At 54.9% G+C, this 13,429-nt stretch carries 10 protein-coding genes; 8 read left to right on the top strand and 2 right to left on the bottom strand.

Annotation, left to right across the window (positions count from 1 at the left end; translation table 11 throughout):
* Window positions 1-54: 54 nt before the first annotated feature.
* The 5 genes from OEV49_14540 to OEV49_14520 all read left to right on the top strand — a co-directional run bounded on the left by OEV49_14540 (window position 55) and on the right by OEV49_14520 (window position 5,599).
* Complete coding sequence (locus tag OEV49_14540; protein MDH3892293.1) at window positions 55-525, top strand: hypothetical protein; 471 nt, start codon at window positions 55-57, stop codon at window positions 523-525.
* A 25-nt stretch (window positions 526-550) separates the two neighbouring features.
* The gene (locus OEV49_14535; protein ID MDH3892292.1) at window positions 551-1,630 is read left to right on the top strand and encodes a radical SAM protein; all 1,080 of its coding nucleotides are present in this window, start codon (window positions 551-553) and stop codon (window positions 1,628-1,630) included.
* 388 nt (window positions 1,631-2,018) lie between these two features.
* Window positions 2,019-2,618 (top strand): penicillin-binding protein activator LpoB, encoded by a 600-nt coding sequence (locus tag OEV49_14530; protein MDH3892291.1) that lies wholly within the window; start codon window positions 2,019-2,021, stop codon window positions 2,616-2,618.
* Between the two features lie 3 nt (window positions 2,619-2,621).
* Window positions 2,622-4,028, top strand: coding sequence for a hypothetical protein (locus OEV49_14525; GenBank protein MDH3892290.1), 1,407 nt, complete (start codon window positions 2,622-2,624; stop codon window positions 4,026-4,028).
* Between the two features lie 224 nt (window positions 4,029-4,252).
* Window positions 4,253-5,599 (top strand): TIR domain-containing protein, encoded by a 1,347-nt coding sequence (locus OEV49_14520; protein ID MDH3892289.1) that lies wholly within the window; start codon window positions 4,253-4,255, stop codon window positions 5,597-5,599.
* A gap of 134 nt (window positions 5,600-5,733) precedes the next feature.
* Here OEV49_14520 and OEV49_14515 read toward each other — a convergent pair whose 3' ends face one another.
* Together OEV49_14515 and OEV49_14510 are read right to left on the bottom strand one after the other, a co-directional pair.
* A complete protein-coding gene (locus OEV49_14515; protein MDH3892288.1) occupies window positions 5,734-5,958 on the bottom strand; it encodes a zinc-ribbon domain-containing protein in 225 nt (74 codons plus the stop codon).
* 257 nt (window positions 5,959-6,215) lie between these two features.
* Window positions 6,216-8,615 (bottom strand): PAS domain S-box protein, encoded by a 2,400-nt coding sequence (locus tag OEV49_14510; protein ID MDH3892287.1) that lies wholly within the window; start codon window positions 8,613-8,615, stop codon window positions 6,216-6,218.
* Between the two features lie 908 nt (window positions 8,616-9,523).
* Here OEV49_14510 and OEV49_14505 point away from each other — a divergent pair.
* From OEV49_14505 to OEV49_14495, 3 genes are read left to right on the top strand one after another with little or no spacing between them, the layout of a single operon-like run.
* Window positions 9,524-10,078, top strand: coding sequence for a sigma-70 family RNA polymerase sigma factor (locus tag OEV49_14505; protein MDH3892286.1), 555 nt, complete (start codon window positions 9,524-9,526; stop codon window positions 10,076-10,078).
* A 49-nt stretch (window positions 10,079-10,127) separates the two neighbouring features.
* Entirely contained in the window at window positions 10,128-10,670 is a 543-nt protein-coding gene (locus OEV49_14500) for a hypothetical protein (protein ID MDH3892285.1), read from the top strand.
* Window positions 10,664-13,393, top strand: a complete 2,730-nt coding sequence (locus OEV49_14495) for a CHAT domain-containing tetratricopeptide repeat protein (GenBank protein MDH3892284.1) — start codon at window positions 10,664-10,666, stop codon at window positions 13,391-13,393. Before OEV49_14500 ends, OEV49_14495 begins: the two co-directional genes overlap by 7 nt.
* Window positions 13,394-13,429 lie beyond the last annotated feature (36 nt).

The raw sequence follows: 13,429 nt of genomic DNA, 5'->3' as shown, positions 1-13,429 counted from the left end.
GTATAATAGAAGACACGGCGAGGCGAAAACGGTTCGGATCAGACGGAGAGGAAGATGGCCAGACTATACTACAAGCTAATAGCGTTTGCGCTCGGGTCCCTGGGGATGTCGTGCGGCCGGTCACCAACCACTTGGGTCGAGTACGGTCCCGGTCCGGAGTACGGCCCGGTTATCGAGTATGGTGTTCCCTACGCTACCTACCAACTCAGCGGTCAGGTTGTCAAAGCGTCGGATCAGACGCCGCTTGAGGGCATCGAGGTATCCTTCGACGAGGCTACCGTTACTTCCGACATCGACGGCAATTGGTCACTGTTGCTCAATGGTTTTAACCCCTGCGGATTTGGTGGTTTTCAAACTTGTTCGTTGTATGTGATCGATGCCGACGGCGCCTCGGGCGGCGGCGAATTCCAGGCCACCCAGCTGGCTCTCCAGTTGACACAGACCGCACCCGGAGGCACTCTCTATTATGGCAAGTTCGAACAGCACGCAATAGCAATAGCATTGGACACAGTGTCTACAAAGTAGATTTTATCTCACAGATCGGAGCGATGTGGCCATAGGTGACTTTGCAACCAAAACGCTACTGCCGATTTACCAGTCGGCTGTTTCCCGCGTGCATGATCTGCGGTATCTGTTCGTGGAACTCACCCATCGTTGTGATCTCGCCTGTCTGCATTGCGGCTCAGATTGTATCCGCGATACCAGGACACCTGACCTGCCGTCCCAAGAGGTGATCCGGGTGCTTGAGGAAATCAAACAGAAATACGACAGCCACAAAATCATGGTAGCCTTGGCCGGCGGTGAGCCTTTGTGCTATCCTTCGCTGTTCACGTTGGGTGCAGAGATCACACAACTTGAGTTTCCCTGGGGCATGGTCACCAACGGACATGCCTGGACAAAAGAAACCGTAGCCGCGGCGAAGGCGGCAGGTATGTGCTCGGTCACGGTCAGTCTCGATGGGTTCGAAGAGGACCACAACTGGCTGCGTGGTCGGTCGGACTCGTATGCACGGGCGGTGAGAACCATCCAGATGCTGGTGGCTGATCCGTTTTATCAATGCATGGACATTGTCACCTGCGTCAACAAGCGATCGCTTGAGCGGCTTGATGAGTTTTACGAGCAGGTTCGAGAACTCGGTGTCCCCGCCTGGCGTCTGTTCACCATCAGCCCCATAGGTCGGGCCGTTCGGCATGACGAGCTGTTTCTCAACGGCGACGAATTCCGCTCGCTTATGGGGAAGATCGAACGGTATCGAAGGCTGGGAGATTTGCCGGTCACGTATTCCGAGTCGGGCTATCTGGGTCCCCGGCATGAACTCAAAGCGCGCGACCACCGCTTTTTCTGCCAGGCCGGGATCAGTGTTGCGGGCGTTATGGTCAATGGCGACATTCTGGCCTGTCCCAATATCGACCGACGGTTCAGTCAGGGAAACATCTTCAAAGACTCCTTTGTGGATATATGGGAAAACCGGTACCAAGCGTTTCGCAACCGTAAGTGGATGAAGACCGACAAATGCGTTGATTGCAGCGAATGGTCGCGCTGCCGCGGGAATAGTTTTCACTTATGGGACCTCGACAACGACCGCACCCGCCTCTGCTACCACGAATTGCTGAAGACACCCACTCAATAATGATGTTTGCAACTCTTGTAGGTCAGGTCCTTTACGGACCTGACGCAATTGTCAGGACCACAAGGGTCCTGACCTACTTGACCTGCGTTTTCAACCGTAGGTCGTGACCCCTTAGCGGTCCCGGCATCGCGCTTAGCGCGATTCTCCATTAGCTAAACGTGCGCGGTGTACGTCCTCGTGCGCCGCGCTCGAAAGTGGTGTCGGGCGGGGTCGCCCAACACCACTCGCGAGTAAGACCTGTATCAACAAGCCCTGAAGTCCGGGCCACACCCACAAAAGTTTTGTGTTGCCACGAAATTGCAGCATCGGTAGCTTTCTTCAGTCGGTGCTTGTGAGTACCGATGTTAACAACAGGATACCAATGTCTGAAATATCACGGAGGATTGTGATGCGTTATTTGGTTACGGTAATAGTCCTGGCCGGTCTGGGACTCGGATGCGGCGGCGGCACAACAGTGACACGCCTGGACCCCAACAGTACACACGACCTGAGCGGCGGATGGAACGATGTCGACGCCCGACAGACAGCTGAAGGTCTCATCCTGGACTGTCTCACGCGGACATGGCACGATAATTATGCGGCCACCCACGGAGGGGAACGCCCCAAAGTGACGGTGGGATTGATTCGCAACCTGACCAGCGAACATATCCAGATGGAGATAATCATTTCGGATTTTGAACGCGAGCTGATCAACTCAGCCAAGGTTCGATTCGTGGCCTCCAAAGAACAGCGCGCCGAGATTCGCGAAGAACGCTGGGAACAACAGGAATACGCAACCCGCGAGACAGCCAAAAAACTGCGTGCGGAACTGGGCGCCGATTTCATGCTGCAAGGCGCCTTTAAGCAGATCACCGATCAGGCTGGAAAAGATCGTATCTCTTTTTACCAGATCGATCTGGAGATGGTAAACATCGAGACAATGGAGAAAGTCTGGATCGGCTCGCAGGAGATCAAGAAAGGGATCACTCAGGGCAGCCGGAAGTGGTAGCAGATGATGACGCGACAAGCGTCCGCTCTTAAACGATTCGGAGTTTCCCTTCTGGTCACGGCGGTGGCCGTTGGTTGCAGCAATCTGGCCACGCGGCGGGGTTTCTACACACCTATTGACGCCGAGTTGCGCTCCGGGAATATTGACTCGGCTCGGCAGCTTCTGGAAACCGCGCGAGAGAGCGGCAAGTATGCCCACAAGGATCGCTTCCTGTACTTTGTCGATGCCGGAATGCTCGCTCACTACGCCGGTGACTATCAAGCCAGCAATGAGAAACTCACGGTAGCCGAGCGAGCTGCCGAAGAGCTTTTCACCAAATCGGTCTCACGCGCCGCAGCATCACTATTACTCAACGACAATATTCTTGAGTACTCCGGCGAGGACTACGAGGTTCTTTACACCAACCTGATCATGGCCCTGAACTACGCCGCACTCAGGCAGTTCGAGGACGCCTTTGTCGAGATTCGGCGGGCTAATCTCAAGCTGGAACAACTGGAGCAGAAATACGGCGACGCCGCCCACCGCTACCGGCAGGGCATGGCCGAGGACTCTGGTAACGTCGAAATCGATTTCGATCTGCCGACCATGCGCTTTCATAACGATGCCTTCGCGCGATATCTAAGCATGCACATGTACGCCGCCGACGGTAAGTACGATGACGCACGAATCGATTTCGATTACCTGACCGACGCTTTTCGTTCGCAGCCTCACATCTATGGTTTCGAGATGCCCAAGGTGACCTACCACTCAGATAGTGGCGCCATTCTCAGTGTCGTTGCCCTCATCGGTAAAGCGCCAATCAAGGAAGCGCTATCGCTTCGCATCAGAACCGATAAGGACCTCGACCTGGTGCAGGTACTTTATGATGACCCGTCCATGCAGGGTGCCGAATATGGGCATCTGCCGGTGAAAGTCTCGCAGGATTACTATTTCAAGTTTGCCTTACCACAGATCGTACAACGAACGTCGCAGGTAGCAACTGTTGAAGTTCTGATCGACGGTCGGCCAACCGAAAGGCTTCAACTGATCGAGGACATCGGGGCGGTGGCTGAGCAGACATTCGAGGCCAAAAAGACGCTGATCTACGTTCGTTCAGTCGCCCGGGCCATCGTCAAGGGGCTGGCTGCGCACAAACTCAAAAAGAAAGCCGACACCGGCGGGCTGGAAGGTTGGCTGAAAAAGGCGGCCATCGATGTCGGCACAGACATCACTGAAAACGCCGACTTGCGATCCACCCAGTTCCTGCCAGGACGTATTCTCGTCGGAGATTTCGAGGTCCCGCCGGGCAGCCACAATGTGGTCATCCGTTTTTTGTCGGTCGACGGAATTGAATTGGATCGGGTGACACACGCCAACCTCGAAGTCGGCCGTCGCGGTTGGCGTCTCTTGCAGGCAACAATGCCGCGATAGGACCAAAGTCACGCCGCCTATCGGACGGCAAAAGCGGGTATCCATTTTTCTGTTGCAACTGTATTGAAGAAACCGTTGGTTGCGTGAGTCGAAGCGGTTGTGGCAAAACAGGGATAAGGCAGGCCACCTATCGGACCCTTGACCCAAATTGGAGTATTTCGTATATTTTATGGCTCTACAACTATGCCCCATGATCAGTCACCTGATGAGCGAAGAGACGATCTATGACACAAGACTATTCCACCGATTGTGACATTTTTCTAAGCTACTCAAGCGGTGATCGTGAGCGCATCGAACCGCTGGTCAAAGCGCTTCAGAACATTGGCTGGGAGGTTTGGTGGGATACCAAGATACGTCCGGGTGAGAAGTTTTCTACCGTGATCGATGAGGGCTTGAACAAATCCAAGTGTGTGATAGTGGTGTGGTCACTCAATTCAATCGAATCGCATTGGGTAATAACGGAGGCCAACGAAGCGTTGGGCCTGGATAAACTGATTCCGGTCATGATAGACGATGTGAAACCGCCGCTTCAATTCCGGATGATCGAAGCAGCCAAGCTGATCGGATGGAGCCCAGGTGATGACAGCGAAGAGTTTGATCTGCTGGTCGATACGATCAAGCTTGCCGTCGGTGAACCGAAACCTCCGGAACCGGCCACAGAAGAACCGAAGCCAGACGAACCGCGAAGTGAAGATAGTGGGAATGTTCCCAGGGACGAAGATAGAGTCCAAGACGGCGACACAGACGAGCCGACATTACGTGAATTCTCTCAGGCCAAGAGGCGACTCCCTTGGGTCCTGGGAACGGTTGGCGTATGTGCCACGCTGGTGACAATGGGGATCTGGCTGTGGCCCACCCCGCCCGAATCACAACCGTATAGTGACCCTGGAGTCGCTATACTTGACCAGTCGTACCTGGACTCCTTTGCCGCTACCAACGAAGGTAAAGAGCTCAACGCTTTGCTGGACCCGCTAAAGGACTGGCCGGTAGAGCTCAAGAATCTCCGCGCTACCGGATCAAGCAAAGAAGGTTATGGAAAATTCACCAAACCGCGCACCAGCAGCGCCGATTCAGATTCGAGCATCCGATGGACCTACAGTGATTCGAAAACGGCAACCTACATTATCTCGAAATCCTTCTTGGAAGGTGGGTGGGTCCAGACTTTCACAGCCGCAAAGGGCCATCCACCGGTAGTTACTGTAGGCCCTATTCGCGACAAAACCGATGAGCAGATAGACATGAATACACTCATTTTCGACTTGACTGTTGAACTTAGTTTTCGCTCCAATGTGGAGTTCAAGCATTCGTGGAATTGGGGTCTCATGCCTCGAAACGCGCGGTGGGATCAGGTTGAGATGATTTCTGCAGAAAGTGCCACGCGATTGCGAGACTCGTTGGGCATCGACGTTTTCCTGCAGGGCAGTATCACGAGGGCAGGCAAAACGTTCGGCAGCTATCAGCACACTGAATACGTGCTGGAACTGGAAGCGATCGAGACAGAAACCATGATGAGGCTTTGGAGCGACTTTCATCTGACGGATAAGCCCAATATCACCCCCAACAGCCCTTAGCACTGCCTGGCTGGCCGGGCCGCGAACAAGTCAACCCACGGACCCATGCCCGACTCAATCCAACACAGTCGCTCCCGGACAGACCGACCCGTTGTCCAGGATTAGATTACCAATTCAAATGGTTTGGAAATCACCTAACCCGGCGGCGGATTCAATAGGTTGCCATTCACTTCAGGTTGTATGCGGCGCCCACGGCTTTGCGCTTTGGGTTGCCGTCGCGCCGCCAGGTAACAGAGTTTGCACAACTCTGGCAGGTGACTCAATTTTCTCTCCGAGAAATACTGTTGGGCATCGGCCGTGAAAACAAATTCCTCGCCACAGTCCTTGCAGATTAGAATCTTGGTTTGGAAATCACTCATCGTTCCCCTCTAAAGGTTTTCAGGACGGCGGCGGGGGAGTGATCGAATGTCGGTGGTGCATCTTCTCTGAAGTCATCGATAACACTCCCAGATTATGTCGCCACTCCGTCCCAAGTTCAACGATTCAGCGAAAGGTCGACCCGACCAAGCCTAAGCCGAGTCGAAGTCGACCTCCCATTTCCAATGCTGCAACTTAATGTCGTTTGGGGATATGTCAATACGGGCTTGTTGCGTAGTAATTGCGTAGGAGGAGGTGTCTACCTAAAGTGAAGGTAGGTACTGAGATTGACGTTCTTGTTCTTCACATTGAGCTTGTTTCTGATGTTCTCACGATGTTTGTGAATGGTCAAGAGCGACAGATTGAGTTGCTGGGACATCTCCTTTGAGGACATGCCCTCTTTTATCAACCGGCAGACCTCGCGTTCGCGGGGCGTCAAGGCTGCAAACCTCTTGTCAAAAGAGTTGACATCCTGGTTCAACAAAAGTTTAAGTTTGCGTCCCGCCTGATCGACACGCTGCTTTTGCTCCGCTGCCGCGGCCGACTTAATCAGACGCAGAAGTGGTTTCAGTTCCATTTCGACGTCCGAACAGATGTTCTTCCGGTAGGCGGCTTTCTCCTGTTCGAGGTGCTCGAACACCTGCTTCAGGGCGGTGTCTTTCTCTACCAACTGGTGTCGCTGTGTTTCCAGAGTACGACCGGTTCGTTTCAGCATCGCCTCGGTCCGTTTGAGTTGTGAGACATCGGTGATCACCGAGATCGACGCCTTAAGGCTGCCGTCGGCCGCCGTTACTTCAGCGGGCGAGACCACAGTTGTAACGTGTGTCCCATCTTTGCGCTTCCAGGTCAACTCATAGGGCCGGGCATCGGTGGAGGATTTCAACCTCTCTTCAAGGATGAGCTTGTCCTGCCCTTCTACAAAGTCGAGAATTGGACGACCGATCAGCGCCTCACGCGAAGCACCCAGCAGATCGCAGGCTCGCTCGTTGGTATAGGTGATGCAGCCTTCGCCATCACGCATAAGCACGCCCTCGCTCATCGTTTCAACCAAGGTGCGATGAAGCTGCTCGCTTTGCCGAATCTGAGCCTCGGCCTCTTTCCGGTCCGTGATGTCCCAGAAGATACAGTGAGAACGATCAAACCGCCCCGCTTTGTCAAAGTGAGCCCGTCCGTCGACCAGTACGGTGCGAGTTTTTGAATCTTTGCCCACGACTTGGAACTCGCGGCCGGAGATCTTTCCCGTTCTCTTGAATTCAGGAAAACTGTGCTGATATTTCTCGGCACTGTCCTCGGTCAAAAACTCGGTCATAGGCCGACCCAGTACTTCCTCCACCTCATATCCAAAGGCCTGACACCAGGCGTCGTTCACGTCCAGCAGTCTCCCCTCCGGATTGAGCGACTGATACGGCACCGGGGCGTTTTCGTAGAGCAGGCGAAAGCGTTCTTCGGAGAATCGGATTTCTTCCTCGGCTTGTTTGCGCAGGGTGATGTCTTCAATCATCGGCAGGAAGTACACCGGCGTGTTCAGCGCATCCTTCATGACACGAACCGACTGCCGCACCCAGACCGTGGCGCCATCTTTTCGCATGAGCCGACAGTCGATCGCGTACTGTTCGACGCGATCGTTCAAAAGCTCTTTGGAGGCGGTCAGAATCTCGTCCAGGTCTTCAGGGTCTACTACGTTGGCCCAACCGAGGGCGGTCAATTCACTCTCGGTATATCCGGTGATGCGACAAAGTTCCGAATTGACGCGAACGAAGCGATTGTCCAATGAGACCATGGCCGCCCCGATTGGGGATTCGTCAAAGGTTCTTCGAAACCGCTCCTCGCTCTCACACAAGGCCGACACCGCGGTTTTGCGTTCGGTAATGTTGACAGCCGTCACGCCGGTCAACAGAACGTGACCTTGTCGATCAAGAACCGGCCGGGAGGACAAACTGACCCAGATTGACTCTTGGTCGACCGTCTGCACCTCAATTTCCCGTTCATGAGTGGAATGGCCGGTGGCCGACCGTGACAGTATAAACTCGGCAGCCTCCTCCCCCGATACTTTAGCAGCAGCCAAATCGGCCAGCCGCCTTCCGACCAGTCTTCGCTTGCTGAAACCAAGCAGGCGGGCCGCCTGATCATTGGCCGAGCAGATATCTCCCTCGGTATCGATAAGAAAGAACGGCACCGGGGAGAGATCGTATAAATCGAAAATATTGGTGGTAGCATTCTGCAGTTCTTGCAGACGATTGTGATGGTCTTGCCTGAGATGGTTGGTAACCGTCGCCGGGTTATCTGCCGATGGGTTTGAGGGCGCCGCACTGTTTTCTACAGCGCCGGTAATCTCGCTGGATGCATTCTCAGACTCCAGGATCGGAACATCGGGAGACTCTTGCGAGATGAGACGCGGTTTCCGGCGTCGGCTGAAGCCGACGCCTACCAGTATTGAACATATTGCGATAGCTGTTACGGCTGAAGGATGACGGTCCCAACCGGCCAGCAGGCGGTCGCCGATGGATGCCTGATTGGAAATCAAAGCGGGATCATCGAGTATTATGGCAAAGACGCCTATGGTCAACACAGTTGTGCTGATCAAGAAACAGCGAATGACTCTACGGCCGGAAATACCGGTATCACTTCGCTTGCCGTTGATACTGTCGTCACTCGTCATAGGTAACTGATCCGCTACGCTCGACTGATTTGACCGTCAGTGAAATTGTGACAGCGTTCTGATCGGACATTATGGGTTTCTTCGGCAGGGCTTTGGTTTAGACGCTCTCGCTTGCGACCATGTGGTGCCGAACGGCAATGTTGTGGAGCTTGTCGCAGGAGCCCGCCGTCGTCAACCTTCCCAGCAGCCCTGATTTAGCTTACAAGACAAAAAACGTAACGAAGACCGATTAAGTCAAGCCATTTGTGGTATCAACCGGCCATACAGGTACCACTTGACAAAAACAGACTTCCTACTATACTGGAAAAGTACATCGATAGCAGTCGGTTTAAGTACCGATCGATTTGCAGGGATCGCGATAACAACTGAGAATTGACATACTTGAACGAACTGGTCCCTACATTATAGTGATACTTGCGCCTCCCCAAATCCTGAAGTCGGTATTGCGTTGTGTCGGGTCTTGGACGCGCCGAAGGCGTGGGTGTGACCCGACACCGATGAATCGGTTTCTTTGTGCTACGTACATTTCGGTGCAAAGTGGCGATGGGCGAGTAGGCCGGCTTGACCGGCCAGCGGGTCACACGGATTCGCTGGCGTCCGCCGCGGCGGACAACACCCACCGAAACTTGCATGGCTGTCAGGCGAGTCGCCTGACCGCACCTGCAAACGGCAACCACGGCTGGCCGGTTCAAACCTCGTTGGGGGCGGTAGTTCATACTTCGACTTCGCTCAGCATGAGGTGGATGCGCGTGCAGCGCGTGGAACCGCCCTGTCGGCCAGCCTGCTCATCCCTCCCAAACCGCCGTTAATCACCATAATATGAAGCATACCGGCTATTATCCCGTATAACAAGGCGGCAGGTTGTAAGGTCGTAGTCACTTACCACGACCACTGGCAGAGACAGAAATTTGACGCACAATATACATGACATCTGGAAGCGCGTTTGCCGAAGTGAGGCCACAGCCTGGCGTGAGCTGGTGGAAACCTATGCCGGGTTGGTCAACGGCGTAGCCAGACGAGTCGGATTGTCGATTCCGGATGCCGAAGACTGCGCCCAACAGACCTGGCTGGCCCTTTATCGCAAGCGGGAGTCGATCAAGGACCCGCAGAGCCTGCCGGCCTGGTTGATTCGAACCACTCACAGGCAGGCCGTCCGCATGGCCCTGAGGCTGAACTACCAGTCGGAGTTGCCGGACGATGAAAACATCTCCGACCGCCGGAGCCTTCCGGATGAACTGGTACAACAGCTTGAACATCAGGCGATCCTGGAAAAAGGTTTGGAACAGCTCGACATACGCTGTCGCCGCCTTCTCACGGCATTATTCCTGGAGGGCGACGAAGTGTCATATCGCCGTATGGCCGCGGTATTGGGCTTAAAACCCAACTCGGTCGGTTCTATGCGCACCCGCTGTCTGAAAAAACTTGAGAATATTCTAAAAAAAATGGGTTACTCGGGAGACTAAACCGCTTGTAAGCCGCTCCTACCATCAGAACCTGTAGGATAAACAGATTATGAAGAAACGAACCACCAAAACCAATCAGCCCGCCGCCCGGACGAAACGCACACGGCCGAGCCAACAGCCGATGCCAAAAGTGGTTCGTAATCTTCTGCCCACCAAGACCAGAAAGGCCCCTGCAAGTGGTTTCGCCAAACCATCTGCGGCCGCGGTTGAAAGGTACTGCAATATCCCGCTGCTGTTTGAAGAGAGTTCCGACTCCCGCACCGTCAAGGGGCGGACAGTCTACGATTCCTGGGCCGATGGTCCGGCCATGGCTTTGAGGGATTCCGCCGATGGTCACATCAGGCGGTTGAAGCTGAAAGCCGGTAATTTGGTGCTGGAAATCGTGGCGGAACAACGTGACAATGTGTGGGAGTTTGTGGCCCGTGTGTACGACGGCAAGAATGCGATCAACAGCTTTGTTCTGAAAGTTGGCGGTCGCAGTTTCCTGCCGCAGACCGGTGGGTTCTTTATCTGGTCCTCAAGAATAGTCCCGAAGGTTCTGCGTTTGGAATCATTCGACACCAGTGTCAGCTTCGAGAAGATGCCATGGTAGCAAAGAAGACAAACCTTGACAGAGCGGTCGACAGCTTTTTGCGATACGGTACCGTCAACGGCTTTTCCACCCAGGAGTTGGCCGCCGCCGTCGACCGAAAAGTCCGTAGCGAAACCCAGGTGTCTACGGTAACGTCGGTCAAGTTGGGACGGCAGTTTGTCAAACATGCCAAACCACACGGCGGTCTCCTGTATCGTACCGCTTTGCGGGCATCAGCCTGGGCGCTTGTGGTGGCCGGCAACTATCCCGAAGCAAAAAAGACCTATCTGACCGCGCGCCGCTTGCTTTTGAAGGATGCTATTTGGCGGGCACGGATTGATCGCGTTCTAATTGATGTCTACATGTATCTTGGTGACTTCAAAGAGGCGCAACACCGGGCCAGGATGGCCCTGGCCACTTTCGGTCGACTGGGTGCTGAAGCAGACGCGGCCAAGACACGGGTCAACTACGCCAACCTGTTGCACCGCCAGGATCGGCATCGTCAGGCTAAGCAACTCTACCAGCAGGCAGCCGCTTTCTTCGAAGGCGAAGGCGCCGACGTCGCTGTGGCGTTGTGTCACTACAACCTGGCTAACACCTTGGTCCAGTTGATGGAGTTTAAGGAAGCCGGTGAGCTGTACAGCGACGCTCGCAAGGTCTTCGAGTCCCACAACAGTGCTTTGCATGCAACCGGTTGTCTGTACGGACTGGCCTGGTTGCACATGCTTGAGGGCAACTTCCACACCGCCTTGCAGCAGTTGACCAAATGCGAACAAGAGTATGACCGAGGAAAACAGCACCGCGAACGAATCCTGTGCAAACTGGACCGCGCCGAAGTGTATCTCGGACTCAACTTGCTGGTCGATGCTCGCAAAGCGGCTCGTGAAGCGAACCAGGCTGCTCGCAGGTTGGGCTTATCTTACGAACAGGCCAAGGCGGACTTTTTCTACGGCAAAGCCTCGGCCGCCATGGGTCGCCGCACAGATGCCCGTACCGCTTTGAAAAGAGCTCAAAAGGGTTTCAGCCAAGACCGCAACCAGGGATTCGCAGGTGCGGCACAGTTGACACTGGCTCAACTACAACGCCCTGGATCGGCCCGATTGAGCCACATGCGGATGGCCCGCAAACGGTTTTCGCAAGCACAGCTTCCATTGTGGGAAGCAATATGTGATCTGCAAATTCTGGCCGTACAACCGGACGAAACTGATGCCCTGAGACGACTCGGACGCAACCCGGCCGTGGCGTCGGTTCCCCACTTGATGGCCCGTCGGCTGGCTTTGTTGGGTGATCGTGCGGCTGGTCGGCAAAGGATGAAAGTTGCTGTTCGCCATTGGAGTAAGGCCGCCGACGTTCTGGATGCCGTGCGCGCGAAACTACCCCCCATCGAGCTTCGCGCCGCATTCCTGAAAGATCAGAGCGATCCCTATCGCAACCTGATAGAGACGCAACACGCAAGCGACCCCAAGGCGGCGGCCGTTTGGTCGGAACGTTTCAAAACGGTGGGGCTTTGGTCGTCGATTGAAGATGTCTACGTAACCGATCCGGCTCGTCAAAAAGCCGAAAGTTCGCTCTCGGAGTTGGCCGGTCAGGTAACGGCCATGTCGCATATTATCTCCGATGAGATGCAGCGGCGCACGCCCGGTCGGCTGCATCATGGTGAGGCTTTTGCCAAACTCCAGCACACCGTGCGGCACAATCTGGCTCAACTGGAAAGCCACACGGTCGGAAGGCCGCATGCCTCGGAAGAACTGGCCAAACTCTTTGACAAGGCATCCTATGCTCAACCCATCGTGCAATTCCATGTAGGTCGTCGCGATATCTTTGCCTTCGTGCACCACAACGGTGCATGCCATGCCCACAGGTATCTCGACGGCGTGAGGATAGTGCGCGAGTTGGTCGCTCTCTGGCGGTTCATAGTGGAACGCGCCGACGGCATCAAACACAGACCAGGCAAAACAGAACTGGCCGATGAAAGTGACATCCTCAATAGGCTCGGCAGTTGGGTGCTCCCCCCCCTTCAGTTGCCGTCGACCACCGACCAACTATTGGTGTTACCGGAGGGGCAACTTTCGTGCCTCCCCTGGTCGGCTCTCACCACCAACGGTGTTCCGTTGCTTGAACGTTTGGAGCTGTCGTTTGCACCCAGCCTGAGACATCACTTGCAGGCCCAACAACAGACTACACGATCACAGAAAACCAAGATATTTGTCGGCGCAGCAGACGGATTGACCCATATACAGCGTGAAGTCGCAGCCGTAAGCTCGCGGTTGCAGGGACCACACGCCGCCGTCTACGATCCCTGTTGCCGGGCAGACTGGCCGGATCACGAAAGTGCCAAGATCTGGCACTTCACCGGTCACGCCCACCTGCGTCCGGACAATCCTTTCTACTCCGCTTTGTTACTGGCCGACGGACCATTGTTCGCCGCCGACTTCCGACTCAAACGCAATCGGGTTGAACTAGTCACACTGGCCGCGTGTCGCACCGGCCAACAGACCAGCCTGCCCGGAGAGGAAGCTGGTGGTATGGTTCGATCTCTCCTCGAGATGGGCGCACGCAACGTCATTGCCAGTCGCTGGGCGGTTTCCGATTTCTCCACTACGGAGTGGACCGATCTTTTATATAAATCGTATTTGGGTGGCATGTCGGCCGGCTCGGCTGCCCGACAAGCTGCCCTGGGCGTCCGGGAAAAGTTTCCCTCAGCTTACCACTGGAGTGCGTTCAGTGTTTTCGGCGCCGGTTGATAGTGAAAAAACAACTTTCGTTTTGAGAGGTTAAGT

The sequence above is a fragment of the Candidatus Zixiibacteriota bacterium genome, from assembly GCA_029860345.1.
GTDB lineage: Bacteria > Zixibacteria > MSB-5A5 > GN15 > FEB-12 > JAJRTA01.
This window is presented reverse-complemented; position numbering and strand designations above follow the sequence as displayed.

Excerpts from the sequence above, each read along its gene's own strand:
- OEV49_14500 (MDH3892285.1), top strand. The coding sequence starts at position 10,128 with ATGAAGAAACGAACCACCAAAACCAATCAGCCCGCCGCCCGGACGAAA.
- OEV49_14530 (MDH3892291.1), top strand. The coding sequence starts at position 2,019 with ATGCGTTATTTGGTTACGGTAATAGTCCTGGCCGGTCTGGGACTCGGA.
- OEV49_14525 (MDH3892290.1), top strand. The coding sequence starts at position 2,622 with ATGATGACGCGACAAGCGTCCGCTCTTAAACGATTCGGAGTTTCCCTT.
- OEV49_14520 (MDH3892289.1), top strand. The coding sequence starts at position 4,253 with ATGACACAAGACTATTCCACCGATTGTGACATTTTTCTAAGCTACTCA.
- OEV49_14510 (MDH3892287.1), bottom strand. The coding sequence starts at position 8,615 with ATGACGAGTGACGACAGTATCAACGGCAAGCGAAGTGATACCGGTATT.
- OEV49_14495 (MDH3892284.1), top strand. The coding sequence starts at position 10,664 with ATGGTAGCAAAGAAGACAAACCTTGACAGAGCGGTCGACAGCTTTTTG.
- OEV49_14540 (MDH3892293.1), top strand. The coding sequence starts at position 55 with ATGGCCAGACTATACTACAAGCTAATAGCGTTTGCGCTCGGGTCCCTG.
- OEV49_14515 (MDH3892288.1), bottom strand. The coding sequence starts at position 5,958 with ATGAGTGATTTCCAAACCAAGATTCTAATCTGCAAGGACTGTGGCGAG.